Origin of the sequence: Solitalea longa (assembly GCF_002920915.1) — a bacterium.
Taxonomy (GTDB): domain Bacteria; phylum Bacteroidota; class Bacteroidia; order Sphingobacteriales; family Sphingobacteriaceae; genus Solitalea; species Solitalea longa.
In genome coordinates this window covers 201,269-227,063 of the sequence record NZ_PQVF01000004.1, presented here as the reverse complement: position 1 = coordinate 227,063, position 25,795 = coordinate 201,269, and the positions used below count along the sequence as shown (strand labels likewise).

At 36.5% G+C, this 25,795-nt stretch carries 25 protein-coding genes; 15 read left to right on the top strand and 10 right to left on the bottom strand.

The genetic code is table 11. The annotated features are described in order from the left end of the window. Positions 1 to 5: 5 nt before the first annotated feature. On the top strand, positions 6 to 2,198 hold the full coding sequence (locus C3K47_RS06760; protein ID WP_243392505.1) for a glycoside hydrolase family 3 C-terminal domain-containing protein: 2,193 nt from the start codon (positions 6 to 8) through the stop codon (positions 2,196 to 2,198). Between the two features lie 447 nt (positions 2,199 to 2,645). Here the strand turns inward: C3K47_RS06760 and C3K47_RS06755 are convergent, their stop codons facing one another. After that, on the bottom strand, positions 2,646 to 3,665 hold the full coding sequence (locus tag C3K47_RS06755; protein WP_103788363.1) for an outer membrane protein assembly factor BamB family protein: 1,020 nt from the start codon (positions 3,663 to 3,665) through the stop codon (positions 2,646 to 2,648). A 523-nt stretch (positions 3,666 to 4,188) separates the two neighbouring features. Between C3K47_RS06755 and C3K47_RS06750 the strand changes: the two genes are divergently transcribed. The 3 genes from C3K47_RS06750 to C3K47_RS06740 all read left to right on the top strand — a co-directional run bounded on the left by C3K47_RS06750 (position 4,189) and on the right by C3K47_RS06740 (position 8,482). Next, positions 4,189 to 6,774: a zinc-dependent metalloprotease gene (locus C3K47_RS06750; RefSeq protein WP_103788362.1), complete on the top strand. Its 2,586-nt coding sequence runs from the start codon at positions 4,189 to 4,191 to the stop codon at positions 6,772 to 6,774. Between the two features lie 232 nt (positions 6,775 to 7,006). Continuing rightward, positions 7,007 to 7,771 carry a hypothetical protein gene (locus C3K47_RS06745; RefSeq protein ID WP_133159343.1) on the top strand — a complete coding sequence of 255 codons (765 nt, stop codon included), beginning with the start codon at positions 7,007 to 7,009 and terminating at the stop codon, positions 7,769 to 7,771. A 162-nt stretch (positions 7,772 to 7,933) separates the two neighbouring features. Then, on the top strand, positions 7,934 to 8,482 hold the full coding sequence (locus C3K47_RS06740) for a hypothetical protein (protein ID WP_103788360.1): 549 nt from the start codon (positions 7,934 to 7,936) through the stop codon (positions 8,480 to 8,482). Between the two features lie 219 nt (positions 8,483 to 8,701). Here the strand turns inward: C3K47_RS06740 and C3K47_RS06735 are convergent, their stop codons facing one another. Then, the gene (locus C3K47_RS06735) at positions 8,702 to 9,322 is read right to left on the bottom strand and encodes a deoxynucleoside kinase (protein ID WP_103788359.1); all 621 of its coding nucleotides are present in this window, start codon (positions 9,320 to 9,322) and stop codon (positions 8,702 to 8,704) included. Between the two features lie 83 nt (positions 9,323 to 9,405). Next, on the bottom strand, positions 9,406 to 10,401 hold the full coding sequence (trpS, locus tag C3K47_RS06730) for a tryptophan--tRNA ligase (RefSeq protein ID WP_103788358.1): 996 nt from the start codon (positions 10,399 to 10,401) through the stop codon (positions 9,406 to 9,408). Between the two features lie 139 nt (positions 10,402 to 10,540). Here trpS and C3K47_RS06725 point away from each other — a divergent pair, with 139 nt between their 5' ends. The 6 genes from C3K47_RS06725 to C3K47_RS06700 all read left to right on the top strand — a co-directional run bounded on the left by C3K47_RS06725 (position 10,541) and on the right by C3K47_RS06700 (position 14,161). Then, positions 10,541 to 11,326, top strand: coding sequence for a lysophospholipid acyltransferase family protein (locus tag C3K47_RS06725; protein WP_103788357.1), 786 nt, complete (start codon positions 10,541 to 10,543; stop codon positions 11,324 to 11,326). After that, a complete protein-coding gene (gatC, locus tag C3K47_RS06720) occupies positions 11,268 to 11,552 on the top strand; it encodes an Asp-tRNA(Asn)/Glu-tRNA(Gln) amidotransferase subunit GatC (protein WP_103788356.1) in 285 nt (94 codons plus the stop codon). The genes C3K47_RS06725 and gatC overlap by 59 nt, the downstream gene beginning before the upstream one ends. 148 nt (positions 11,553 to 11,700) lie before the next feature. Next, entirely contained in the window at positions 11,701 to 12,426 is a 726-nt protein-coding gene (locus tag C3K47_RS06715) for an ABC transporter ATP-binding protein (RefSeq protein WP_103788355.1), read from the top strand. A 96-nt stretch (positions 12,427 to 12,522) separates the two neighbouring features. Next, on the top strand, positions 12,523 to 13,071 hold the full coding sequence (locus C3K47_RS06710) for a cob(I)yrinic acid a,c-diamide adenosyltransferase (RefSeq protein WP_103788354.1): 549 nt from the start codon (positions 12,523 to 12,525) through the stop codon (positions 13,069 to 13,071). A 139-nt stretch (positions 13,072 to 13,210) separates the two neighbouring features. Beyond that, the gene (locus C3K47_RS06705) at positions 13,211 to 13,432 is read left to right on the top strand and encodes a DUF2795 domain-containing protein (protein ID WP_014680377.1); all 222 of its coding nucleotides are present in this window, start codon (positions 13,211 to 13,213) and stop codon (positions 13,430 to 13,432) included. Between the two features lie 129 nt (positions 13,433 to 13,561). After that, positions 13,562 to 14,161, top strand: coding sequence for a class I SAM-dependent methyltransferase (locus C3K47_RS06700; RefSeq protein ID WP_103788353.1), 600 nt, complete (start codon positions 13,562 to 13,564; stop codon positions 14,159 to 14,161). Between the two features lie 76 nt (positions 14,162 to 14,237). Here C3K47_RS06700 and C3K47_RS06695 read toward each other — a convergent pair whose 3' ends face one another. After that, positions 14,238 to 15,290, bottom strand: coding sequence for a ferredoxin--NADP reductase (locus tag C3K47_RS06695; protein WP_103788352.1), 1,053 nt, complete (start codon positions 15,288 to 15,290; stop codon positions 14,238 to 14,240). A 120-nt stretch (positions 15,291 to 15,410) separates the two neighbouring features. On the opposite strand from C3K47_RS06695, the gene C3K47_RS06690 reads away from it, so the two are divergent. Continuing rightward, entirely contained in the window at positions 15,411 to 16,553 is a 1,143-nt protein-coding gene (locus C3K47_RS06690; protein WP_103788351.1) for a putative sensor domain DACNV-containing protein, read from the top strand. 35 nt (positions 16,554 to 16,588) lie between these two features. Here the strand turns inward: C3K47_RS06690 and C3K47_RS06685 are convergent, their stop codons facing one another. The 3 genes from C3K47_RS06685 to C3K47_RS06670 all read right to left on the bottom strand — a co-directional run bounded on the left by C3K47_RS06685 (position 16,589) and on the right by C3K47_RS06670 (position 18,300). Further along, positions 16,589 to 16,768 carry a histone H1 gene (locus C3K47_RS06685; RefSeq protein WP_103788350.1) on the bottom strand — a complete coding sequence of 60 codons (180 nt, stop codon included), beginning with the start codon at positions 16,766 to 16,768 and terminating at the stop codon, positions 16,589 to 16,591. A gap of 483 nt (positions 16,769 to 17,251) precedes the next feature. After that, entirely contained in the window at positions 17,252 to 17,908 is a 657-nt protein-coding gene (locus C3K47_RS06675) for a hypothetical protein (RefSeq protein ID WP_103788348.1), read from the bottom strand. Between the two features lie 14 nt (positions 17,909 to 17,922). Then, positions 17,923 to 18,300, bottom strand: coding sequence for a hypothetical protein (locus C3K47_RS06670; protein ID WP_103788347.1), 378 nt, complete (start codon positions 18,298 to 18,300; stop codon positions 17,923 to 17,925). 326 nt (positions 18,301 to 18,626) lie between these two features. On the opposite strand from C3K47_RS06670, the gene C3K47_RS06665 reads away from it, so the two are divergent. Then, a complete protein-coding gene (locus tag C3K47_RS06665) occupies positions 18,627 to 19,625 on the top strand; it encodes a lipid A deacylase LpxR family protein (protein ID WP_103788346.1) in 999 nt (332 codons plus the stop codon). On the opposite strand, the gene C3K47_RS06660 is transcribed toward C3K47_RS06665, so the two are convergent. Further along, positions 19,626 to 19,985, bottom strand: a complete 360-nt coding sequence (locus tag C3K47_RS06660; RefSeq protein ID WP_103788345.1) for a Rieske (2Fe-2S) protein — start codon at positions 19,983 to 19,985, stop codon at positions 19,626 to 19,628. It abuts the gene before it with no gap. 153 nt (positions 19,986 to 20,138) lie between these two features. Here C3K47_RS06660 and C3K47_RS06655 point away from each other — a divergent pair, with 153 nt between their 5' ends. From C3K47_RS06655 to C3K47_RS06645, 3 genes are all read left to right on the top strand, one after another. Next, positions 20,139 to 20,924, top strand: coding sequence for a TIGR00266 family protein (locus tag C3K47_RS06655; protein ID WP_103788344.1), 786 nt, complete (start codon positions 20,139 to 20,141; stop codon positions 20,922 to 20,924). A 70-nt stretch (positions 20,925 to 20,994) separates the two neighbouring features. Then, positions 20,995 to 21,858 carry an aldose 1-epimerase family protein gene (locus tag C3K47_RS06650; protein WP_103788343.1) on the top strand — a complete coding sequence of 288 codons (864 nt, stop codon included), beginning with the start codon at positions 20,995 to 20,997 and terminating at the stop codon, positions 21,856 to 21,858. Positions 21,859 to 22,050: 192 nt separating this feature from the next. Beyond that, positions 22,051 to 23,337, top strand: a complete 1,287-nt coding sequence (locus C3K47_RS06645) for a citrate synthase (protein WP_103788342.1) — start codon at positions 22,051 to 22,053, stop codon at positions 23,335 to 23,337. A 72-nt stretch (positions 23,338 to 23,409) separates the two neighbouring features. On the opposite strand, the gene C3K47_RS06640 is transcribed toward C3K47_RS06645, so the two are convergent. Together C3K47_RS06640 and C3K47_RS06635 are read right to left on the bottom strand one after the other, a co-directional pair. After that, on the bottom strand, positions 23,410 to 24,396 hold the full coding sequence (locus C3K47_RS06640) for a DUF3667 domain-containing protein (RefSeq protein WP_103788341.1): 987 nt from the start codon (positions 24,394 to 24,396) through the stop codon (positions 23,410 to 23,412). A 92-nt stretch (positions 24,397 to 24,488) separates the two neighbouring features. Continuing rightward, positions 24,489 to 25,751 (bottom strand): NupC/NupG family nucleoside CNT transporter, encoded by a 1,263-nt coding sequence (locus C3K47_RS06635; protein ID WP_103788340.1) that lies wholly within the window; start codon positions 25,749 to 25,751, stop codon positions 24,489 to 24,491. Positions 25,752 to 25,795 lie beyond the last annotated feature (44 nt).

The following is a 25,795-nucleotide window of genomic DNA, read 5'->3' as shown; positions in this document are numbered from 1 at the left end:
ATAATATGAAATACAGTTTTAAAACAGTTAAGGGTTGGTGTGCTGCGGTTATGTTTGCCTCGGCAGCTTTGTCGGCTTGTTCGCAAGCACAGCAAAAACCATCCGGGGGCGTAGAAGATAAAATTAGTGCGCTTATCAGTCAAATGACGCTTGAAGAAAAGATCGGGATGATTCATGCTAATTCTTCATTTACATCGGCAGGTGTTGAGCGTTTGGGTATTCCTGAATTGGTTACCTCCGACGGCCCGCATGGGGTAAGAATTGAGCATGGCCGCGACTGGACACCGGACAAGGACGTAGATGATGCAGCAACTTATCTTCCTACAGGAAATTCACTGGCTGCCACTTGGAACCCGCAATTAGGTTATGATTTTGGTTCAGTTCTCGGAAGCGAGGCTAATTATCGTGGTAAAGATGTGATCTTAGGTCCTGGTATCAATATCATTCGTTCTCCATTGAACGGTCGTAATTTTGAGTACATGAGCGAAGATCCTTACCTGATCTCTAAAATGGTTGTTGGTTATATCAAAGGTGTACAAGATCAGGGTATTTCGGCCTGTGTAAAACATTATGCAGCAAACAACGAAGAAGTTGATCGTAACACTGTTGATGTTTATATGAGCGAACGTGCCTTACGTGAAATTTATCTTCCGGGCTTTAAAGCTGCTGTAACCGAAGGCGATGTGAACACCATTATGGGTTCATACAATAAGTTCAGAGGACAATATGCCACTCACAATGAATATTTGATCAATAAAATTTTAAAAGGTGAATGGGGTTTTAAAGGTGTGGTGATGAGCGATTGGGGAGCAGTGCACAACACCATGGAAGCGGTTAAAAACGGTACCGATCTTGAAATGGGTACTGATTTAAGTATGTTGCCAAACCCTAATTACAATAAATTCTTCATGGCCGATTCGCTATTGAGGTTTGTTAAAGAAGGAAAAGTTCCAGTTTCGTTGATCGACGATAAGGTTCGCCGCATTTTACGCATCATGTATAAAACAAACATGATCGACGGTAAACGCCAGTCGGGTAGTTTCAATACAAAAGAACACCAGGCAACAGCACTAAAAGTGGCTGAAGAAAGTATTGTCCTTTTGAAGAACGAAGGCAATATCCTTCCATTAAATAAAGATGCGATCAAATCAATTGCTGTTATTGGCCAAAATGCCGATCGTCCAAACTCTTTGGGAGGCGGAAGTTCACAGGTAAAAGCTAAATACGAGATCACTCCTTTGCAAGGGTTGAAAAACCTGGTTGGGAATTCGGTTAAAGTAGAGTATTCGCAAGGATATAAAATTGAAAGAGGTCAGCAGGCTGATAAGAAAATGATCGATAAAGCAGTGGCCTTGGCAGCTAAATCAGATGTGGCTATTTTGGTAGTAGGATGGACCCATGGCTATGATTATGCTAAATGGGATGATAACGCTTACGATGCCGAAGGGGTAGATAAACCTAACATGGATATGCCTTTTGGTCAAGATGAATTGATCAAAGCGGTATTAAAAGCCAACCCTAAAACCGTGGTAGTATTAACTGGAGGCGGGCCAATTGATGTAACGCAATGGATTGGCGATGCTAAAGGTGTGCTCGAAGGCTGGTATGCAGGTATGGAAGGCGGAAACGCTTTAGCGAAGGTTATTTTCGGACAGGTTAACCCATCAGGTAAACTGCCTATGACCTTCCCTAAAAAACTTCAGGATTCTCCGGCACATAAATTCGGTGATTTTCCGGGTGTTAATAATGTAGCCCATTATAAAGAAGATATTTTCGTTGGATACCGCTATTTTGATACTTATAAGGTAGATCCTCAGTTTGAGTTTGGCCGCGGATTGTCATACACCACCTTTAAATATGATAATTTGAATGTATCTGTTAACGGTGATAAAGCCACTGCAAAATTAACGCTTACCAATACCGGTAAAATGGAAGGTGCTGAAGTGGTGCAGTTATACATTAAACAACAAAAATCAACTTTAAAACGCCCTGAAAAGGAATTGAAAGCATTCCAAAAAGTGTTTTTAAAACCAGGAGAATCTAAAGAGTTGGTGTTTGATCTGAATGACGAAGCATTCCATTACTTCAACGACAAAGAAAATAAATGGGTGGTTGAAGCCGGCAACTTCGATGTATTGGTTGGAGGTTCATCAAGAGATATCCGTCAGCAAAAAACAATTGCTTACGCAGGAAAATAATCCAACAACATAACAGCTAAGTTTATTTAACAATCAACAAGACCGCCCCTGAAAAGGCGGTTTTGTTGCTTTGGAGGAAAGGCTTAATTATTTAAGATTTACGAATCGAGAATTGATTTATAGATTCGGAGTTAAGTTTTTAACAGTTGATTAAAGATGGAAAGCTATCAGAGAAAAACGAGGCTGTCTCAAAAGTCAAGACAGCCTCATTTTTTTTATTGAAACTTTAAAATAGTTATTATCTATTCGTGATTTTCTGCTTTCTAACCGTTATATCCGGGTGAATGTTCATAAAAAAGCAATGTTTCTGGTGTAATATTAAAATCACTTTTCTACACAGGAAGGAACCTTTTCGTTATTTAGGTAAATCCACAAATGTGCCTACTTTTTCCATTTCAATTGTAGAAGCGTGTCTGCTATATAGGGTATAGTTTTATTCTTTTTTAATTAATTTATGTGAATCCCATACAATTGACCATCATTTCTGGAAATAAGCCACAAATCGTTTTTATCCGCTACTAGTCTATGAGGCTTCCATTTAGTCAAATCAATCGTTTTTACAATCCCATTATTTTTCAAGCTGTAAATCATCAAACGATTTTGGTAAAAGATCCATAGAACATTGTCACCCACTTTAAGAATGCTTTTAAAATTGTTATAGCCATTAGAAGCATTAGTGAGTTTCAGTGTTTTATTTAAATCCAATTTCCTGGAAACTTGATTTTTATTGTTAATGAATATTAATTCACTTCCACTCAAAAGTATCGTTTTGTCGTTCATATATTTAATAACAACATTGTCATCGTTATTAAAGTAATTTTCTGAGATTTTTTGTTGATTGTGAGTTAATCGATTAGAAGGTTCTGATTTGAATTTGAAGGAAGCATCAATAAGTTTACCATTGTAGTCTAATTCAAACCACTTGTCACCTTCAGCGTTGGCAATGATTTTATCTTTTAAATAGTAGGGTTGTACTGTAGACCCATGTGCGATGAATCTACTCCAGAGAACTTCATTTTTCTTCAGGTTGTATGCTAATATAGCTCCGCCTTTATACAATCCAGTGCAGTACATAATAGAATCCTTAAATAGGGGAGCTGTTAGAATCTCATCAATTTTCAATGTTTGGATAGCGAATCCTGTTTTGGAATTAAGCTGAGTACTTTTGTCATTATACTCACTTACATGCTCATTTACTATAACTGTTTGTTTATAGATGATGGGGGCACTGTTGGATTTGTTGGCCAAATAAAACTGCCAATTTTCTTTGCCGGTCTTTTTGTCAAAAGCATAAAGCCTATAGTCGTTAGCATTAAAGTAAACTTGCGAATTATCGACTTCGAGCGAAGAATAGAAACTTAAGAGATTCCTCTCAGAGATAGAAATTTTAGAAACGAAAAAAACGGTTTGAGCATTTGAATTAGAATTCACTAACAAGAACAATAACAAAAGGAATAAATTTCTCATTTTTAATCATTTAGAATATCTGCTAATGGCATGGGGAAGTTACAATTTTCTGTAATATTTCAATTAAAAAATCTGATTTAATTGACAATACTCTTGCTTATTAGTTAAGATTATTGACCTTAAATTTGTTTTGTTTAAGCAAAAAGGTCTTCCTGTGAGTTCTATATTTGGTTAATAGTGTAGTGATTGTACGTTTATATAAGCAGTATCTCTTTAAAGTACATGAAATGGAGGGTCATCGACCCGATGTTAAGTGTAAAAACAAGATTAACCCTGAGTGCCGTAGGTCCACCCTTCATATAAAAAATTAAGATATCCTGTGCGGCCTCACTTTAGCTATGGAATTTGTTTTTTAAAAGTTCCTCAATTTTAGTCTTCCTTAATTATTTCATTATTTGTAACAACCTTATCTACTTTCTATTATCCTTTCGTTTTGTTGAGTTTAATCTATACCTTAAATTTTTAGTTAATAATTTTCATGTAAATAAGTTATCTTCCAACCAATCTACTAAAGTATCACCGAATGAAATCACTTAAGAACGTTGTCTGGCTACTGTTGCCAGTAGTATTATGCAGTTTTAATCTTTCTGCTCAAAACAAAAACGATAAAAAGAACAAAGATGCCGTTGCAGATACTGTTAAAAAAGCACCTGCAAAAACAGGAATAACTGACAAGATCAAAGGCAGTGCTAAATCTGAAGGTTTGTTTACCCTTTATCTCGATACGGCAAAAGGCACCATGCAGCTTTACATTAAGAAAGACCAGCTCGGCAAGGAGTTTATCTATCAGAGCTTTTCAATGGGCGGCCCCACTTCTTTGTTTTTGAATCAGAACATGATCAGAACCACTTGGGTATTTAAGATCAAGAAATCTTATGATAAATTGGAGTTCTCGCAGGTAAACACCAACTTTTGGTACGATCCGGCAAATGCCGTAAGCAAAGCTGCCGATGTGGATGTGGCTGAATCGGTTTTTTATGCCGATAAAATTGTAGCTGAAGATGCCGGGGGGTATTTGGTAGCTGTCGATGGGCTTTTCCTTAGCGACAAGCTCGATCAGGTGAAACCCATTTTACCACCAACCGTTCCTCCGGGAGCAGTTTTTAATTTAGGTAATCTGAATGCAGGTAAGTCGAAGTATTCTAACTTGAGGTCCTATCCAAATAATACCGACGTGGTGGTTGACCTGGCTTATGATAACCCAGCACCTTTAAACGGCGGAGGTAAAGACATTACGGATGCACGCTATACCCGTGTTCGTATGCAACACAGTTTCCTCGAAATGCCTAAAAATGATTTCCGCCCCCGTTTTGACGATCCTCGCGTGGGCTATTTCAGCCAGGAGGTAGATAATTTAACAACCGTTAAAGTGGCCGATTACAAAGACGTGATCAATCGCTGGAATTTGGTAAAGAAAGACCCGTCTGCAGCTGTGAGTGAACCGGTGGAGCCAATCGTATGGTGGGTGGAGAACAGTACTCCGGTTGAATACCGTCAAACCATTGTTGAGGCTGGTGAGAAATGGAACGAAGCCTTTGAAAAGGCAGGTTTTAAAAATGCAGTGGTAATGAAAATTATGCCTGATACCGCAAGTTGGGATCCGGCTGATATTCGCTATAATGTTATTCGTTGGGTTTCTTCGCCATATCCTCAATACGGTGCCATTGGTCCTAGCTTTGTAAATCCGCGTACCGGGCAAATTTTAGGTGCCGATATTACCGTTGAATGGCGCTCGGGCAGCTCAACACCTGTGTTTGACGATCTGTTCAATTCGGCTCCTTCGGCAGATGCTCCTGAAAAGCTATTAACGGATATAAAAGGAAAAGCTCATTTCTGCTCTATGGCTACTGAACTAAAAGCACAGTATGCCGCCGGTATGAGTATGGCCGAAATGATGGGAGCGGGGTCATCGGAAATTAAAGAAATGCATAAGCAGTTTTTGTATTACCTGATCTTGCATGAAATGGGCCACACGCTGGGCTTAAACCACAACATGAAAGCCAGTATAATGCTAAGTCCTGCCGAAGTAAACAACAAGGAAATCACGCATAAAATAGGGTTGCAAGGTTCGGTAATGGATTACCCGGCTATTAACGTGTCTAACGACCGTAGTAAACAAGGCGATTATTACACCACTAAAGTAGGTCCTTATGATATTTGGGCCATTCAGTTTGGATACACACCATTTGCGCCATCTGAAGAAAAAAACGGTATTGATAAAATTTTAAGCCGAAGCACTGATCCTCAGCTGGCCTTTGGTAATGATGCCGACGACATGCGTTCGCCCGGAAATGGTATTGATCCACGCGTGATGATCAACGACATGAGTAACGATATGATCACCTATGCTAAGGATCGTTTCATACTGGTGAATACAATGATGGGCAAGCTGAAAGATAAGTACAGTAAACCCGGACAATCATACGCTGAACTACGCAACCGTTATGGTCTTTTGGTGAATCAGCGAGTGATTATGGCCAATGGCGTAAGCCGTTATATTGGCGGGGTGTATGTAGATAGAAGCTTTATCGGGCAAAATTCGCCGAACAAGCCATTTACAGTAGTGCCAAAGGAAAAGCAGAAAAAAGCAATGGAGGTATTAAGTACGTATGTGTTTGCACCAAATGCCTATGCTGCCGACAGCTATTTGTTCCCTTATATGCAAATGCAGCGTCGTGGTTTTAATTTCTTTGGAAGCCCTGAAGATTATAAACCACAAAGCACTGCTTTGGGGGTACACCAAACTATCTTGGCGCAGTTCTTTCATCCTACTACTTTAACTCGTATCAATAATTCGGGTTTATATGGAAATACCTATTCGGTTGCCGAAGTACTTAACGACTTAACCAAAGCAATTTTCGATGCTGACTTAAAAACATCGGTAAATCTGTACCGCGAGAACTTACAAACCGAGTATGTAAAAGGGTTAAGCAATGTGGTAAATGCGCTGCCGGCTGCAGGTTATGATAATGCTTCAAAAGCAGCAGCTTATAATGCATTAAAGAAAATTAAAACGAGTTTAGCTACAGCAGCTTCGCCTGATGAGCAAACCAAAGCACACCGTGCCTACATCAGTTTTATGATTGAGAAAGCATTGGCAGTTAAATAAACTATTCAATAAAAAAACTGAACGCCCAATCGGAATCTTTCGGTTGGGCGTTTTGCTTTGCTGTAGGTTTTGTATTTGGATAAGATGAACGAATAGTTATTTTAGAGTACTGATACCTGAATACAATTTCACCATGAAAATGATGAGTTATTCAGTTAAATACACAACTAACTATTAAATACACGCAATGAGTTGCGTAAAGCGACTTGTTATGTGTAATTGCAAAAAGACAGTGAGACAGTTTATAGCTATTATATTAACAATTGGACTTTTTTCCTGTAATCACGGAAAAACGGAGGACACTTCGACAAATAGTAAGTCAGATAATTTCGACTTTTTAGAAACTTTATATCATCAATGTGACACTATTATTGAAAGCGCCGATACTTTAATGATTGTAAATTCAAAACTGGACACAACAATTATTGAGACTGGAATTTTCACTTTTCTGCAGCATGATTACCCATTGACAACTCCTCATAATTTAATAGACCTTTCCAAAACAGCTATTCAGTATGACAAGTTAGGACAAAAAGAAAAGGCTGGGAAATTTTATAAAAACATAGTTGACTTCTATCTTAACGAACGACCTAAACAGTTAAAAGGATTTTCGGACATGAACAGATATCTCCAATATGAAGTTAATTCTGCAATTCTTTGTTCGTATGCCTATGAAAAACTTAAAGACAAAGAAAATGCTATAATGATATTACAACCATTCTTAGCAAATGTCGAGGCTTGGAACAGTAAAATTCACGATCGATACATTGAACTATGTATTGGCAAATTCGGCATAGACAAAGTAAGAACAGAACTAAATAGTTGTGGCAAGACAGTTCAATTGAAAAAACAGAACGCTCCTGAAATGGAAGATTGGGTTGTAAACGTATTTGGAGCGGACATTGGAGTTGGGAATTCATTTAATAGTGAAGTAATTTCAAGTCCTAGGGCTGACAGTTTAATAAAAGAAATGGACTTTTATAAATTGGCTCAGTGATAGCAACTACACATAATAAACGCTTGCCATAAGCGCTATAGAAATGCAAATTGAACGTACAACCTAATTAATAAATTACGCAACGGCGGAGAATGACGCAGGTATTTTCACCGCGTCTTCGGCAAGCTGAAACGTTATAGGCAACTTTAAAAAGCGAACCCAATGACATCACATTATATAGATCTCAAATTACTTCTTATTATATCTATACTTGAACTAACATCTTGTGCGAGTATCAATTACGACCAAACAAGCTGTTCTAACATCATTCTAAGTGATACAAATTCACATCAACTTATTGGCATGTATCATAACAGACATACACAAAATGAACCCTTATTTAGTCTATTAGTTAATGGAGAAGAGAAATACTCCAGTGAAATACACAATGACAGTATAATCTTTAAGTTAATTCAACCAACAAATCGTTCAATGTCGGTTGAATTCTATCGTAAAGACTCCCTGGTTAGGAAAAAAACAATACAGGGAAAGTTTAAAAACGGGTATTTTCTGACTAAAGCTCAAGTGGACTTTTTTAAACCATGTTTCCCCCTTTTATGGGGTCCTGGGACATATAAAAGAGCAATCGGCTTAACAAAAAACAAGGATTTAATTGTACTTGAATCACATGGAGGAACAGCGATATTTATCGTGATTCCATTTTTTGCCTCTGGTGGAGAATCCTCTCCAGTATATAGACGCGTAGAGTGAAACTGTTTGTAACACAGGCTTGCCGTCAGCGCTGGCGACCAGCAAATTGAAATTTGAACCTATTTAATAGCTTGCAACACAATCATTGGGAAAGTTACTTAAGAAGGCATTAAAAAATGATAAATAAGAATCTATTCAAGAGTAAACAAAAAACTCCGCGATCAATTCACGGAGTTTTTTCTTGAAAGCCAAGCCGATGTTAGCTTTTGATATAATTGTTTAGAATTTAAACAAACCGTGGAATTCTTTTTCAATATTGTTGATCACCAAGCCCAGATCTTCCGGATTTCCTGTAAAGTCAACCTTGTCTTTATCAATGATCAATAATTTACCTTCGTTATAATCACCTATCCATTTTTCGTATTTCTCATTCAATTTGCTCAAATAATCAAGACGAATGCCGGCTTCGTATAAACGCCCGCGTTGCTGGATATTACTTACCAACGTAGGAACCGATGCCCTCAGGTAAATAAGAATATCTGGTGGTTTAATGAATTGCTTGATCGAATTAAAAATGGATATATAATTTTGGTAATCACGCGAAGTCATCAGACTCATATCATGCAGGTTGTCGGCAAAAATATAAGCATCTTCATAAATGGTACGATCCTGAATCACCGAACGTTTATTGCGTTCAATATCAAGTATCTGGTTAAAACGACTATTTAAAAAATAGATCTGAAGATTAAACGACCATCGTTTCATGTCGTTATAAAAATCTTCGAGATAAGGGTTATCCTCAACGGTTTCAAACAGGGCTTCACAGTTATAATGCTTGGCCAGCAGTTCGGCCAACGTTGTTTTACCGGCCCCTATATTTCCAACAATCGCTATGTGCATAGATGGTTTGATTATTAATCAATTTGATAATTTGAAAATGAAAATTGTAGCACATTCTCAAATTAGCTGTTTTTATAACTGTTTTAGAATCGTTTAATACCAATAATTTCCCTTACCTCCTGAACGGTTTTCTGAGCGCTTTCTCGGGCTTTTGCGGCCCCATGACGAGCTACCTGTCGTAGGTAGGTTTCATCCGCAGCAATATCCTCAATTTTTTGACGAACAGGTGTAAGGTAGGTGATCATATCCTCCGCCAATTGTTTTTTCAAATCACCGTAGCGGATATTGCAGTTTTTCCATGCCTCATCAAAATGCTTGATCGTATCTTTTTCAGAAACAAGCTTCATCAGATCAAATAAGTTTTGAATATAATCTGGTTTTTTCGAGTTCGCTTCAGTTGGTCCGCTGTCAGTTAATGCACGCATTACTTTTTTGCGGATCACTTCCGGCGAATCAGCTAAAAATACAGCATTGCCTTCGCCTTCTGATTTACCCATTTTACCTTTTCCATCTAAACCTGGAACTTTTACCAGTTTCGATCCGAAATTAAAGGCAAAAGGCTCAGGGAAATATTCGTTGCCGTACATAGTATTGAAACGGTTTCCGAATGTCCGGGTCATTTCTAAATGCTGCTCCTGGTCTTTACCCACCGGAACTTTAGTAGCACGGTGCAATAAAATATCAGCAGCCATTAAAGTAGGGTAGGTCAATAAACCGGCGTTCACATTGTTTGGATTGGCCCGCACTTTATCTTTAAATGATGTTGCACGTTGCAATTCGCCCATGTACGCATTCATGTTTAACAGCAAATAAAGCTCTGTTACTTCAGGCACATCCGACTGTATATAAATCGTGCTTTTTTCAGGATCGATCCCTGCAGCAAGGTATTCCACCAAAACCTGGCGAACACTTTGATGTAAATTAGCGGGGTTCGGATGTGTTGTTAACGAATGATAATCAGCTATAAAAAAGAAGCAATTGTACTCGCTCTGCATTTGAACGAAGTTTTTTACTGCTCCAAAGTAATTTCCTAAATGTAAATTTCCGGTAGAACGTATACCACTTACTACTGTTTCCATTGCACGAAAGTAAAAAAAGAGATTGAAAAATTGTTTTCAGTGAATGGAATTATTAATGCAACAGCTTGAATTTTGAGATTTCTGCATTTTTTCGGTTCAAACTCTAAAACCTAATAGGTAAAACGTATAAATTTGAAGCGTGGCAACAATATTGAGAAAATTACACCTATACTATTATTTTGCGCTTACGGCTTTAGTGTTTTATTTATTTTATCCATTTTTTTATTACACTTCCCGCAATCCCGAACGCTATAAAACATTAAATTTTTTCAGAAAGATAAATGCGGCATTACCCTTATTGTTGAGCGGTATATTCTGGCGGATAAAAACAGAACAGCCATTGAATAAAGATGCTGTTTATGTTATTTGTCCGAACCATACCTCATTCCTCGATATTCCTATACTATTGCTGATTGGTCGGGGAAACCATCACTTTATCGGTAAGGATGAGTTGAAAACCAATCCTGTATTGCGGATCTTTTTTGAAACGATTGATATTGCGGTTAAACGCGAAAGTAAACTGTCGTCATATCGAGCATTTAAAAAAGCGGCGGCCAATATTAGCAGGGGTATGAGTTTGATCATCTTTCCGGAAGGAGGGATATTAGATCATTTCCCACCTAAATTACATCGGTTTAAAAACGGAGCTTTCCGATTAGCCATCGAACAGCAAACACCGATTGTCCCGGTAACCATTGCCAATGCCTGGCAAATTTTCTTTGATGACGGAAAACAATTTGGTTCCCGTCCCGGGGTAATTGATATATTTGTACATCAACCTATCGAAACCGTTGGGTTAACAGTTGAAGATGATGAAATTTTAAAGCATAAAGTTCATCAGGTAATAAACAGTAAATTAAGTGAATATGAAGATCGACAGAAACGTAGTAGAAAAGATAGCGCACTTAGCACGGCTCGACGTTGAGAATGTTGATGAGAGTGTTGCCGACATGAGTAGGATATTAACCTTTATGGAAAAGTTAAATGAGCTTGATACTTCCAATGTAGAGCCATTGGTTTATTTAACAGAAGAGGTCAATGCTTTTCGTGAGGATGTGGTAAAGCAAGAAATTACGCATGAGGAGGCACTGAAAAATGCTCCTGATGCTGATGAAAACTTCATAAAAGTAGCCAAAGTAATTGAACAGTAAGTAGTAGAATAGGGCTTTAATTAAAAGTTAGAAGCTCTTAATGTTTTGGCTTTCAATTTAATTTTTCCCGTATTGTAATTTTATTTATACAAATATTCAATACATTACTTTTAATTTAGATTTGATACCTAACAGCTAATCGAAAAATATGTCGGCTTTAATTTCAATTACAGACATTGGTAAAAAGTATGTTATCGGTTCGGAGGTAATTCACGCTTTGAATTCGGTAACAATGTCTATTAATAAGGGTGAATTTGTAGCATTAATGGGCCCCTCTGGTTCAGGTAAATCAACCTTGATGAATATTTTGGGTTGTTTAGATACGCCAACTAAGGGTGAATATATATTAAATGGAATTGATGTAAGCCGCATGAGTGATGATGAGTTAGCTGAAGTTAGAAATAAGGAGATCGGTTTCGTTTTTCAAACATTTAACTTATTACCTCGCTCATCGTCGTTAGATAATGTTGCTTTACCCTTGGTTTATGCCGGCATTAAAAAGGATGAACGAAATGCAAGGGCTCAAAAAGCGCTTGAAGATGTGGGATTGGGAAATCGCGTTACCCATAAGCCTAATGAACTATCAGGAGGGCAGCGTCAGCGTGTTGCCGTGGCAAGGGCTCTGGTAAATAATCCTTCAATTATACTTGCCGATGAGCCTACTGGTAACCTCGATACCAAAACTTCTATTGAAATTATGGGCCTGCTGGAAGAAATTCATAAAAAAGGCAACACCATTATTTTGGTAACCCATGAGGAAGATATAGCTAAGCATGCACATCGTATTATTCGTTTACGCGACGGATTAATCGAAGATGATTTCCTGAATACCAATATTCGCAGTGCTTTAAAAGAAGCTGCAGAAATTTTATAACCACAAGATATTTATACTATTTTAAATAGGTTTGATTATTGAAAGATCAAACCTATTTATCTTTTATAGGTTTTAATAAGAACTGAGAAAGCTAAAATGAAAATTTATACCAAAACCGGCGACAAAGGAACCACTGCATTAATAGGAGGTACTCGGGTGGCTAAACATCATTTGCGTATCGATTCCTATGGAACGGTTGATGAACTAAATTCATACGTTGGTTTAATACGTGATCAGGCAATTGACACGCACCATAAGGCTATTCTGAAAGAAATTCAGGATCGATTGTTTACAGTGGGAGCTTCTTTGGCTTCTGACCCGCAGAAATCGAAAATGGTAATTCCTGATCTTCATGAAGAAGATATTGAGTTGCTGGAAAAAGAAATGGATCGAATGAATGAGGAGTTGCCTGCCTTAAAACATTTCGTGTTACCAGGGGGGCATACAACCGTATCTTTTTGCCATTTAGGCCGAACAGTTTGCCGTAGGGCCGAACGTTTAGTGGTGGAATTGGCAGAAGAGGGTACTGTCAATGACTTGGTGATTAAATACCTGAATCGATTATCCGATTATTTATTTGTTTTAGGTCGTAAACTTGCGCAGGATCTTAAGGCTGATGAATATATTTGGATACCAAGGGTTTAAAATGCAAATCGAATAATTATTTTTTTCTCATAATAAGATAATTATTATAAAAAAAACTTTTTTATTCAAGTAATCGTTTTTATTTTATATTCGCAAAAATATAGAAAATTCTGTTTAACCATATTAAAATCTATTGCCTATGTACTGGACACTAGAATTAGCTTCGCACCTTGAAGATGCTCCTTGGCCTGCTACCAAAGATGAATTAATCGACTATGCTATCCGTTCGGGAGCGCCTGTTGAGGTGATTGAAAACTTACAAGCTTTGGAAGATGACGGCGAACCGTATGAAACCATTGAGGAAGTTTGGCCTGATTATCCAACAAAAGACGACTTCTTGTTTAACGAAGACGAATATTAACTGAAATCCCTACCTAAATTAAAGGTGGGGATTTTTGTTTTATTAAGACTATTGATGGTGTTTACTGATTATAATTAATAATTGGTGTGAGGATAGTACTTTTGTTGCATAAATAAGGCTATCAAAAGTATGAACAATTCATCGGCAGCATTTGACTACTTTTCCTCCAATAAACTATTTGATAGTTTATATTCCCTCAAAACACAACAACTATCGGGTAAACACTGGACCCCCATGGCCGTGGCACAGAAAGCTTCGGCATTTTTAGCCGCAGACCCTGGATCAAAAATACTGGATATAGGTTCGGGAGTTGGTAAGTTTTGCTTTATAGCCGCCAATTTATTTGAAAAGAATGTTTTCTGTGGAATTGAACAGCGCAAAGAATTAATTAATGAGGCAGAAAAGGTAAAATTGATTTTAGAAATTGAAAATGTTTCTTTTATCCATGGTGATTTTACCAAGCTTAACTTCGATCATTATCAACACTTCTATTTTTATAATTCCTTTTTTGAGAACCTGGTAGAGGATGAAGATTACCTTATCGATAACAATGCTACCAATTCGGGTTTATATCAACATTATACCGATGAATTGCATAAAATGCTTAATGGTCGTCCATCAGGTACCAAAGTAGCCACCTATCAAAGCGATCACTATGAAATACCGGTAGGTTATCAATTGTTGGAATCACATTTTAACAAGAAACTCAATTTTTGGCTGAAGAAATGATCAGGTGTTTTAATTGCATTCTCAAATAGTAGCAATTTTTATTTCTTGAGACTAACTTCTTATCCAATGGCTATTACTAAATCCAAATTTCCGTTCCGTTAACAGTTGGATGACCCACACATGTCAATATCTTTCCCTTTTCAATATCATTTTCTGTTAAAACCTCATTATAATCCATCCTAATATTACCTTGGCTGCAAAAAGCTGTACATGTGCCACAAATACCTGATCGGCAGCTGTATGGCATATCGATTTTATTTTCGAGAGCTATATCGAGTATGCTTTTGTGGTAGGGAATATCCACATCGGTTTTTCGATTCTGATAAATTATTCGAACAGTGTAGGTGTTTGTATCAGTTGGTATGTTTTCCGTTTCGTCATCTTCATCACCATCATCAGCTGAAATGAAAAAAGTTTCCCGCTTAATTTGCCATTGTCCGAACCCCATTCCCAGTAATGTCAATCTGCAAACATCCATATAACTTATAGGGCCACAGGTATAAAACAGTGCGTCAGATTTCTCAAAAATTAAATGCTCAGAAATTATTTCCTGAATTAGTATTTTATTCAATCTTGCTCTTATCAGATTTTGAGATTCACTAAATAAATAGATCAAATCAAATCGATTAGAGTAATTGCTTTGCCATTTATTTAGCTCGTAAAAAAATAATGTTGATGCCTGCGACCGATTACTGTAAACCAAAACAACTTTCGATTGATCCTCAGCGGTCAAAATCGTTTTTAACATAGAGATCAATGGAGTAATGCCAACTCCGGCAGCAAACAAGAAAATAGTTCGTTTACTATTTTTTATGGGCTCATAAGTAAATATTCCATTAGGCTCAAGAGTTGTTAAAACATCACCCTCCCTCGTGTCATTAAATAACTTTCTCGAAACTTCACCATTTTCAATTCTTTTAACAGCAATAGTAATCGGTTCATTAGTATAAGGCGAACTACATATTGAATAAGATCTTCGCAGTTCTTTGTTGGCTGTTTGGAGAATAATTGAGAGGAATTGTCCTGAAATAAAATCCGGTTTTCTTTCTGAAAGTGGCTCAAGTGAAAATGTTACGACCTCGCCTGGATGTTTTGATATGGAAGTTATCCTGAAATGAAGTTTCTGCATTATGTTAAAACTACAAATATTAAATCGAGTGACTCAAACTTTATTTCGCCTTGCTTGTTCGGAATTAAATAAAATTAATACTGTATTTTAGAATTGAAATAGCCTTAGCTTATACCAATAATGATATCCGAACCAAGTTATCTTGCATCCCGAATTGTTGCTCCCTCTATTGAAAGACATTTTATAGCACATATTGAAAACTTAGATCTGAATGAAGTAGTCAATACAGCCATTCTTCCTAAAGCTCAAATTGTTGAAGCAGTAATAGATACATCATTCTGGGCTAGTCTGCGTCATGAAGAAGGCATTCCTCCTAAATTCTCTATTGCTTTGCTTCCTCCAGATCACGTTGTTAGCCCTTTAGTATTTGAGCATGCAATAAGGTTAACACCTAAGAATATTACCAAGCTGGCACCGGCATTGGCTGGTCCCAATATTCACCTGGGTGTTTGGTTTGATAAGAATGAGCTATTTATCTGGGGAACCATTCTTAACCTGTCGACTTTATGCTTTGTTCTTGAAGTAATTGAGCCAGGCTTAATGGTGGTTAAACACAAAAGAATTGATGGTTTCGGGAAATTTGTGAACGTAGCAGTCTTGAAAGGTGACGATATTAAGTTAGTTGATGAAGAAAGCCTTAGTTTGAATGATTGCCCAGCCATCTTAAACTCATTAATGGTAATGCCTTTGCCGCGATTTCAAAATGATTCGGTTAATGTGTTAATTGAGCTCGCTGCCAGCATGAGAGCACACAAAAGGGGAGGACTGGTTTTAGTAGTACCTGAAAAAACGATTGATTGGCGCAAATCAATTGTGCACCCAATAAATTATCCCTCTGAACCGGCATTTAAAGGGATTAGCGAATTAATGCAGGAGGATAGCTCAGTACGAATCGAGACGCATTGGCAGGAATCTTTAAAAAGGATGATTGAGGTGGTAGGAGGGTTTACTGCGGTAGACGGGGCCACTATTTTAAATGACAAGTATGAGCTGCTGGCTTTTGGAGCTAAGGTTTCCAGGTCAGAACATAGTTTCCCTGTTAATGAGGTTATCGCCACTGAGCCCGTAATAGGTGGAACCGCACAAATGATACATCCTTCACAAATTGGAGGAACAAGACATTTAGCGGCCGCACAATTTGTTTACGATCAACAAGATGCTTTGGCGCTTGTAGCCTCACAGGATGGGCGCTTTACCATTTTTACCTGGTCTAATGAATTACAAATGGTGCATGCCCACCGCATTGATATTTTGTTACTATAACTATTAAATAAAAAAGGCCCTCTAAGGGCCTTTTTCTATTTTTCTTTATTCTTTAATTCAGTTACAGAATTACGAATTTCTTGTGCTGCATTTTTGATATCCATCATCGCTTTTCTTAAGCGAGTACCGGCTGCACCATTCGCTTTGTCATAAAATTTTGTTGCATCTTCTTCTGCCGCAGCAATTAGTTCTTTTAGGTGTTTGAATTTTTCCATAAATAATATTGTAAGTTAAACAGTGATTGTAAAGCTAAGATATAAAATGACAATTAAAAGTATTTTTTTAATCTTTCCTTATTTTATACCTCAGGTTATTTTTCAATTGATAAAAATTTCATTTTACAAACTAAATCCACGTTGCAAGCGTAAATACTAAACTAATAAACGTTTAAACAGATGTTTGTAGTCTATAAAGCTTAAATAAAAATTATTACTTGTTTCACATTTAAAATTCACAAAAAAAATGTTAAAAGTGTACAAAAAAAATGATTCACTTAAAAATATAATACTCCTCGGATTAAAAACTTCTATGAAACAATTGTTGTAAGCTGCTAAATCAACAGTTTGTCTTTGTTGCTTTTGGTTAAAAGAAGGAGCAATAAAAAAAGCTTTTTCCATGAAAAAACAATTAATTAATAGGTAAATAAATTTCCAAAAAATAAATATTTGTATCAAAACCACAATTTGTTAGGCGATAAACTATTTATCAATCGAAAGAAACTTTTTACGTTCAGGCATCTTAAAGATTGCATATGCAAAAAGTACATTTACAAAAGCATTAATTGGAGTATGAAGCAATAAAATCTTTTGATAAAAAGATAAGCTTGCTGAAAAGTTAAAATTAATAAATACTCCAACTAATAAAAGTAATGTGTAATTGATTATTAATGAGTTGCAAATGATGAATTTAGAGTCTAAAAACAGTCCTTTCCCCTCTTTAAATAAGAGTTGGTTTAATTGTTGAATACTTAAAATCACAATTAAAAAAGAATAAACTCCTCTTGTATAAGAATATAACGTCCATAAACTGCCATTTCTAATTACCTCCGTTATAAAACTCAAACCAACTATGCTGTTAAGTATGTAAAATAATGTAGGTTTTCTGTTAAATAAACCCCAGCATTTAAATTGGTAGCTTATAAGAATAAACTCCAACAATAAAGTGATGTTAACAGCAATTAAGTTATTTTGATAGAGATTTATAAGAACAATGCTTACCATATCGGTTAAAAAGCAAACCGCGATATAGTAAAGAAATGGTTTGTATGAATTTTCTACTTTTGAATACTTAAATAACCCCATAATTAGGGCTATTCCCAAGCAAATCGAATTAGTATCATCAGCAGATAATTTCATTCAATTAGTAAATACTATTGTTCAAGTGGTGAGGTCGGACCAGTGCAGGTTGGAGGACAGGTTCTTATAGGGCTAGTTGTTCCTCCTGATGCTGAAGCTATTTTCATTGTTTGCGCAGTAGATGATTCGGTTGTTGATGAAGGTAAAATATCTGCATTATTTCCATCATATCCTACTAAAATCAATTGTACCTGATTTTCTTCGTTCTCTGTAAAATAAGCTCTTACGCCTTTACAATCACCGGTATTTAATATATCTTTTACTGACTCAAGGTCAAAATCAACAGAATTTAGAAGCTTAACTCCTTTTACATGTTTCTGGGAATTATTGCGATAGCGTTTGATCAATTCTTTTGCTTCGGCAATAGTAACTTTGTTTTTTTTGGGTGACATGGTAAATAGTTTATAGTGTTCGTAATTAGAATTATCAAATTAAAACATTCATTCAAATAAGTTACACAGTATAAGTACGAGTTAAATATACGTAGTTGTACGTAAATTTATAAGTAGTAATACGTAGCTTTTTGCTGTAAAGTATTGTCATTTTAGGCTAAGAATTTTTTACTAACTATTCTAATCTCACATCCCACTTCTGCCTGATTTAAATAATAGCTCTCTGCCTGAATTTAAAGAAATTAGCGTTGAATATTATTCAACGCTTTTTTTGTTTCAATGATTTAATCCATTGCGGTAAAAAAAAATTCTACCATCTTTGCACCATGTTTAATTCAATCGGCAAGCTTGTTTTTTCTCTTTTTATACTGATATTTCCGCTATCAGTGTATGCTCAATTGAAGAAAGATTTTAAGTTTCAGATGAGTGGACAAACAGATAACGATTCTTATGCTTTTACCAATTCAGACCGTTATTATTCGAATGGAATGTTTCTTTCGTTTCGAAAAGCCATAGATGCTGATTTACATAAATCGAAAGCTTCAGTGGCTAAGAAAATATACGGATTTGAACTTGGGCATGAAATATTCATGCCTTATACATCTCAAAGAAAATACTATCGCGAATCTCTTATTGACCGCCCATATGCGGGTTATATTTCGCTTACCGGCAGTTGGGATAGTTATTACAAAAATGAATCGGCTTTGAAGCTTTCGGGTTCCATAGGTTTCATAGGACCTTCTACAAATGTTCAAGAATTACAAAGCTGGACACACGATAAATTTGGCTATTATCATCCAATTGGTTGGAATCACCAGATCCAAAATTCAGTGGGTGTAAACCTAAAGGTGGTTTACCAAAAAATGTTATTAAGCAATCGTAGCGGAAAGCGTTTTTTTGATATTTCGGCAGGTACTGAAGCCCGAATTGGTACTTTTTTCAATGGGGCAGAGGCTAGTGCCGTTATAAGAATTGGTGCCCTCGAAAAAATGTTTAATAGCAATGTTTATGATGCCCGAGTTTCAAACGGAACGCAGGTAGATGAAAAGGAGCGAAATTGTGAATGGTCATTTTATGTCATACCTAAACTTAATTATGTAGCTTATGACGCTACAATAGAAGGTAGTTTGTTTGAGACGCATAACGATCCTGAAGAAATTTTAAAAACACCATCACCGCTCGTCTTTAATCAACAAATAGGGTTCATGTTCTCCCAAAATCGGTGGGGCCTTAATTTTTCCTATAATTATCGGACTAAAGAAACCCGGGAGGCCATTGTTCCAACCAAATATGGTTCGCTGAAACTGCTATATTATTTCAATTAGTTATTTAAACCAGTTAAATGGGTTTAAAAATGACCGGGTAAACTTTATAAAAACACCTTCGTCTGTTTGCTTTAGTTCGTAAGTTTTAAGGCAATCTCCCTGCTGCTCAGCACCTCTTCCTGTTAATAAATTGTATTTATGACGATGAATAGGACAAATAAGCATGTTCTCTTCCATCCAACCGTGGCTAAGGTTTCCTCCGGCATGTGGACAGCTATTTTGAACCGCATGTAACTCCTCGCCGGTTTTTACTATACATACTTTTCTTCCGTTAATGATTGAGATTCCAATTGAATAGTTTTGCGCAACATCGGTTTTTATCCATTCAATGGAGTCAATCCTAATCCATTTTTCAGCCATTAAATTTTTACGTTTTTTAAATTACTGTTCAGATAAGTTATGGTATTTTTATCGGGTAAATTTGAAGAGAAAAATTGAAATTGTAAGGTCAAATCATGTTTAATTCAATAATCGGTTAAAATTCAAATCATCATTATTAACAAGAATAATCTAATGAAAAGCAATCACGAAATCGATTTTCGCATTTATGGCGAAGAACTGCAATGTGTAGAAATTGAACTCGATCCACAAGAAACCGTTGTTGCCGAAGCTGGCAGTTTTATGATGATGGATCAGGAAATACAAATGGAAACCATTTTTGGTGATGGAAGCCAGCAAACTTCCGGTTTAATGGGCAAGTTATTTTCAGCAGGGAAGCGTTTATTAACCGGTGAAAGTTTGTTTATGACAGCCTTTACCAATTTAGGGCAAAGTAAGAAACATGTAACCTTTGCTTCTCCTTATCCGGGTCGTATTATCCCAATGGATTTAAGCAGCCTGGGAGGCCGTTTAATTTGCCAAAAGGATGCTTTTCTGTGTGCAGCAAAAGGTGTTTCTATAGGGATTGAATTTCAAAAGAAGTTGGGTACAGGTTTATTTGGTGGAGAGGGTTTTATTATGGAGAAACTGGAGGGTGATGGTTTAGCTTTTGTGCACGCCGGAGGTATGGTGGTTGAACGTGAATTGAATCCAGGCGAAGTATTAAAAGTTGATACAGGTTGTATTGTTGCTTTCACCAGTTCAGTTGATTATGATATTCAGTTTGTAGGAGGAATTAAAAACTCTTTGTTTGGAGGGGAAGGTTTGTTCTTTGCCACATTACGAGGACCGGGAAAAGTTTGGATTCAATCATTACCAATCTCACGTTTGGCTGGCAGAATCCTTTCGTTGGCAACAGGGCCGCGTAGGGAAGAGGGAAGCATTTTAGGTGGCTTGGGTAATTTGTTGGACGGTGATTAGTTAACATAAAGGTTTGAGCTTTACTCAAACCTTTTTTATTCTATCTATTTTAATTTCTGATTTTAAAAATATGTACCAACTGGAGAATAATTTCCTTTCCATTAAGATAAAAACTAAAGGTGCTGAATTGTGTAGCATTTTCAATAAAGAGACTCAAATAGAGTATTTATGGCAGGCAGGTGAAGCCTGGCCTAAGCATGCGCCGATTTTATTTCCAATTGTAGGTAAACTAAAGAACAATACTTGTTTCATTGATGATAAATCATACTCAATGAACCAGCATGGTTTTGCCAGGGATATGGATTTTGAATTGTCGAGTTCGACAGTTAATGAATGCGTTCTTACCCTTCAAAGCTCGCCAGCTACCTTAGAGAAATTTCCCTTTCAATTTAAATTGGATATCATCTATCGTTTGAATGAAAAAGTATTGGAAGTTGAGACCCGCACAACCAACCTGGATACGAAAACCCTTTATTTTTCAATTGGGTTTCATCCTGCATTTAAAATTCCACTAACTGCTGATACTAAATATAACGATTACTACTTGGCGTTAAATAAAACTGAGAATATCGAAAGATGGGAGGTAAATGAAGGGCTAATTGGAAAGCCTTATCGTAAAGTTTTAGAGCAAGAAGATAAATTGCCACTGACTTATGAACTATTTAATGAAGATGCCTTAGTATTTAAAGGTTTACAGTCGGATAGAATTAGTATTAAATGTGAAAAATCGGTGCATGGTTTGGATTTTTTATTCAATAATTTTCCATTCTTTGGAATTTGGGCAAAAACTAATGCCGATTTTGTTTGTTTGGAACCATGGGAGGGAATTGCTGATAATAAAGAAAGTGATCAGCAGTTTAAAAATAAGGAAGGAATTCGCTCGTTGCTTCAAAATGAGCAGTTTACCTGTGGGTATAAAGTGGTTACATTTTAAAATTGACATAGAATTAGCTTAAATACTGCTTTTTTTTAAAAAAATTCTAAAGAAAAGTACATTTATTTTTAAATCTCTCTTATTTAATTAAATTTGGGCTTCCATAAAAAACCCGTTCAAAATTGATCATGTAAATCTATTATATCGGGTGGTTTATGGCCCCTAACTATCAAATAGATTTTCACAAAAGTTATGTCAGAAGTAGCAGAACTCAAATTAGGAGACAATACGTACCAGCTCCCGATTATTACCGGTACGGAAAATGAAAAAGCCGTTGATATTGCTAAATTAAGAGATCTTAGCACATTCATTACCTTAGATTCAGGTTATAAAAATACAGGAGCAACTAAAAGTGCAATTACATTTTTAGACGGTGAAGAAGGTATTTTACGCTATCGTGGTTATCCTATCGAAGAACTTGCCGCAAAATCATCATTTATTGAAGTTGCTTATTTGTTGATTTACGGTGAACTGCCTACTCAAACTCAGCTAACTGATTTTCAATTCAGAGTATCTCGTCATACACTTGTTCACGAAGACATGCTGAAGTTTTTTGATGGTTATCCGTCAAAAACTCACCCAATGGGACAGCTAGCTTCATTGGTATGTTGTCTTTCTGCATTTTATCCAGAATCATTGCATCCAAATCAAACTCCGGAAGAAGTGGAGCTGAACATTATTCGCATGTTCGCTAAAATGCCAACGATTGTTTCATGGATCTATAAAAAAGCGATCGGTCATCCGGTAATGTATCCTAAAAATAAATTTGATTATGTTTCAAATTACCTGTACATGACATTTGGTCACCGTACGGAGGAATATGATTTGGATCCGGTTATTGTTGATGCGATGAACAAATTATTGATCCTTCATGCTGATCATGAGCAAAACTGTTCAACTTCAACTGTTCGTATCGTAGGTTCTTCTGACTGTAATTTATTTGCTTCTATTTCTGCCGGGGTTGCTGCTTTATGGGGTCCACTTCATGGTGGTGCAAACCAGGCTGTAATTGAAATGCTTGAACTGATCAAGAAAGACGGTGGTGACGTTGATAAATGGGTTGCTAAAGCAAAAGATAAAAATGATTCATTCCGTTTAATGGGTTTTGGTCACCGTGTTTACAAAAACTTCGACCCTCGTGCCAAAATCATTAAAGAGGCTTGTGATAATGTATTAAATAAATTAGGGATCCAGGATCCGGTATTAGATATTGCTAAAAAACTGGAAGAAGTTGCTTTGCATGATGAATACTTCATTGAGCGTAAGTTGTATCCAAACGTTGACTTTTACTCAGGTATCATTTACCGCGCATTAGGTTTCCCTACCGATATGTTTACCGTATTGTTCGCATTAGGTCGTTTACCAGGATGGGTGGCACAATGGAAAGAAATGCGTGAGAATAAAGAGCCAATTGGTCGTCCACGCCAGGTATATGTTGGTAGTACTACCCGTGAGTATATTCCACTTGAAAAAAGATAGTTAAGATAAATATTTGCACCAAAAGGCTCCGAAATACATATTCCGGAGCCTTTTGCTTTTAAATGCTATAAGTTAAACTATTGCGAAAGTGATAAGCGCCATTAAACCCAGGCTTATTGTTAATGATATCACATAAAAAACATATAGAAAGAACATTTTTATGAGTGTTCTCGCTCGTCCTTGTTTGTATACTGTCCGGAGTGATCTATAGATATACCATAAAGAAATGAGCATTACTATTAGTATCAACCAATCGGTAACTGCATGCGATAATGGTAAAAAGCTTAATAGAATATAGCTTGAAAAAAGAAAAAATATGAAGGTATGTAAATGAAGAGAATGCACCAGGTGCTCAACATAAAATTGCTTAGATTGATAAAAGAATAAACGCAGACCAACTGCGAATAATGGTAATAAAAGGAACATCATTTTAGGAATATTATGGACAAAGGTATCCACAAAGTGCTCCTGTGATTCGCGTCCATTAAATACTTTGATTAATCTTTTATTAATAAAATGTTCAACAAAATTATCTTTTTCAGAAGGTTTTAAAGCCATTTGCTCCTTTTCATATTTCTCAACTGTATAATTTTTCTTTCCCTGGAAGTAGTTTTCTATATCAGATGAGTCAACCTTAGCTTTATTTGAGGAATTTTTTTTGTTGACGATATCGATACCCAAAACCTTGGTGGTATCACTTACTTCAGTTTTACTTTTTTGAACCTTATCTGGTTCCACACTAATAAAACTTTGTTGTTTAAAGAATAAGATGAAATAGATCAAACTTACAAAAAGATACATGCTGGCAGCCGGAAAATGACTTGCCCTTCGTCCGGCACTGTATTCATTGGTTAAATAACCGGGTTTAGTAAGCAAGGGAACAATACTTTTAAAAAACTTTGAATCAACATGGAAATAGTGACCGAGATTGTGAGATAAAAAGTGCCAAAAGTTTTCATGTGTCTCTAAATTCTCCTGTCCGCAATTCGAACAAAACTTTCCAGTTATAGTTGATCCACAGTTTAAGCAATCTGTTTCTTTTCTATAGTGTTTACTCATAGTGTTGTTGAGTCCTTTCTGTATTATGATAAAAATAATAAAGCCGAAACAATTTGCTTCGGCTTTATTAACTATTATTTAAAAATAGTTAATTACATTAATATACCTGCAATTGTAGCCGAAAGATAGGATGCTAAGGTTCCGCATAACAAGGCTTTTAATCCTAGTTTGGCTAAGTCTGCGCGTCTTTCAGGGACTAATGCTCCAATGCCTCCAATTTGCATTCCGACGCTGCTGAAGTTTGCAAAGCCACAAATTGCGATACTTACGATCAATAATCCTTTTTCTGTAACAATAGGAACACTTTTGTTGGTTAGGTTTAAAAAGGCAACGAATTCATTTACCGTTAATTTTTGCCCTAACAAAGTAGCCACATTTTTCACATCCACGGCAGGAACACCCATAGCATAGGCAAAAGGATAAAATAGTTGGCTAAAAATATAGTTTAGGCTGAGGTTTAAAGCAGGATCGTACAAATGCCCGATCCATAGCAATATTGAATCAAACAAAGCGATGATCGCTATAAAGCCGATTAACATGGCAATTACATTCATGGCAATTTTAAAACCATCAGCCGAACCATGGGAAATGGCATCAATCACATTTGAATAACTGCTTTTTACTTCCAATTTTACCTGGCCAAGGGTTTGACTTTCTTCTACTTCAGGAAATACGATCTTAGAAATAACCAATGCACCTGGAGCTGCCATTAAACTGGCCGTTATTAATTTAGGAGCCAAATCCATTCCTGCTTGTGAACCCATTTTGACATACACTACCAAAATTCCTCCGGCAATACAGGCTAAACTGCCACTCATGCTTGCCAGTAATTCACTTTTGGTCATTGATTTTAAGTAAGGCCTGATCATTACCTGTGCTTCCACCTGACCAACAAATGCACTGGCTACATTACTTAGCGCTTCAGTTCCGCTCACACGCATAATAAGATTCATCGCCCGAGCAATAATTGAAACTATACGTTGCATAATGCCGAAATGATAGAATACTGCAACCAGGGCACAAACTAAAATTATGGTGGCTGTTACATTAAACGCAAAAACAAACCCGCCTGAAACATAGTTGCCAATTGTTCCATCTCCTTTATCAACACCTAAACCTCCATAAACAAAGGAGGCGCCTTGAAAGGCAAAATGCTCAATTTGACCCATTCCATGACCAATGACTTCAAAAAACTCACGAACAAAGGGGACTTTGAAAACTAAGATGGCGATGATGATTTGTAGAAAAAGACCGCTTAAAACTACCCGGTAATTTATTTTTCGTCGATTATTAGATACTAAAAAGGCAATGCCTAAAATAAGAGCAATGCCTATAAAACCGGTAAATCTATCCATAGATTGATTATGTATTCAAATCGACTACAATAAGGTATTTAGAA

Coding starts and splice junctions, on each gene's coding strand:
- C3K47_RS06755 (WP_103788363.1), bottom strand. CDS start 3,665: ATGAGAAATTTATTCCTTTTGTTATTGTTCTTGTTAGTGAATTCTAAT.
- trpS (WP_103788358.1), bottom strand. CDS start 10,401: ATGGAAACAGTAGTAAGTGGTATACGTTCTACCGGAAATTTACATTTA.
- C3K47_RS06665 (WP_103788346.1), top strand. CDS start 18,627: ATGTTTAATTCAATCGGCAAGCTTGTTTTTTCTCTTTTTATACTGATA.
- C3K47_RS06715 (WP_103788355.1), top strand. CDS start 11,701: ATGTCGGCTTTAATTTCAATTACAGACATTGGTAAAAAGTATGTTATC.
- C3K47_RS06635 (WP_103788340.1), bottom strand. CDS start 25,751: ATGGATAGATTTACCGGTTTTATAGGCATTGCTCTTATTTTAGGCATT.
- C3K47_RS06690 (WP_103788351.1), top strand. CDS start 15,411: ATGATATCCGAACCAAGTTATCTTGCATCCCGAATTGTTGCTCCCTCT.
- C3K47_RS06750 (WP_103788362.1), top strand. CDS start 4,189: ATGAAATCACTTAAGAACGTTGTCTGGCTACTGTTGCCAGTAGTATTA.
- C3K47_RS06685 (WP_103788350.1), bottom strand. CDS start 16,768: ATGGAAAAATTCAAACACCTAAAAGAACTAATTGCTGCGGCAGAAGAA.
- C3K47_RS06670 (WP_103788347.1), bottom strand. CDS start 18,300: ATGTCACCCAAAAAAAACAAAGTTACTATTGCCGAAGCAAAAGAATTG.
- C3K47_RS06645 (WP_103788342.1), top strand. CDS start 22,051: ATGTCAGAAGTAGCAGAACTCAAATTAGGAGACAATACGTACCAGCTC.
- gatC (WP_103788356.1), top strand. CDS start 11,268: ATGAAGATCGACAGAAACGTAGTAGAAAAGATAGCGCACTTAGCACGG.
- C3K47_RS06675 (WP_103788348.1), bottom strand. CDS start 17,908: ATGAAATTATCTGCTGATGATACTAATTCGATTTGCTTGGGAATAGCC.
- C3K47_RS06735 (WP_103788359.1), bottom strand. CDS start 9,322: ATGCACATAGCGATTGTTGGAAATATAGGGGCCGGTAAAACAACGTTG.
- C3K47_RS06650 (WP_103788343.1), top strand. CDS start 20,995: ATGTACCAACTGGAGAATAATTTCCTTTCCATTAAGATAAAAACTAAA.
- C3K47_RS06760 (WP_243392505.1), top strand. CDS start 6: ATGAAATACAGTTTTAAAACAGTTAAGGGTTGGTGTGCTGCGGTTATG.
- C3K47_RS06640 (WP_103788341.1), bottom strand. CDS start 24,396: ATGAGTAAACACTATAGAAAAGAAACAGATTGCTTAAACTGTGGATCA.
- C3K47_RS06695 (WP_103788352.1), bottom strand. CDS start 15,290: ATGCAGAAACTTCATTTCAGGATAACTTCCATATCAAAACATCCAGGC.
- C3K47_RS06660 (WP_103788345.1), bottom strand. CDS start 19,985: ATGGCTGAAAAATGGATTAGGATTGACTCCATTGAATGGATAAAAACC.
- C3K47_RS06700 (WP_103788353.1), top strand. CDS start 13,562: ATGAACAATTCATCGGCAGCATTTGACTACTTTTCCTCCAATAAACTA.
- C3K47_RS06710 (WP_103788354.1), top strand. CDS start 12,523: ATGAAAATTTATACCAAAACCGGCGACAAAGGAACCACTGCATTAATA.
- C3K47_RS06740 (WP_103788360.1), top strand. CDS start 7,934: ATGACATCACATTATATAGATCTCAAATTACTTCTTATTATATCTATA.
- C3K47_RS06705 (WP_014680377.1), top strand. CDS start 13,211: ATGTACTGGACACTAGAATTAGCTTCGCACCTTGAAGATGCTCCTTGG.
- C3K47_RS06655 (WP_103788344.1), top strand. CDS start 20,139: ATGAAAAGCAATCACGAAATCGATTTTCGCATTTATGGCGAAGAACTG.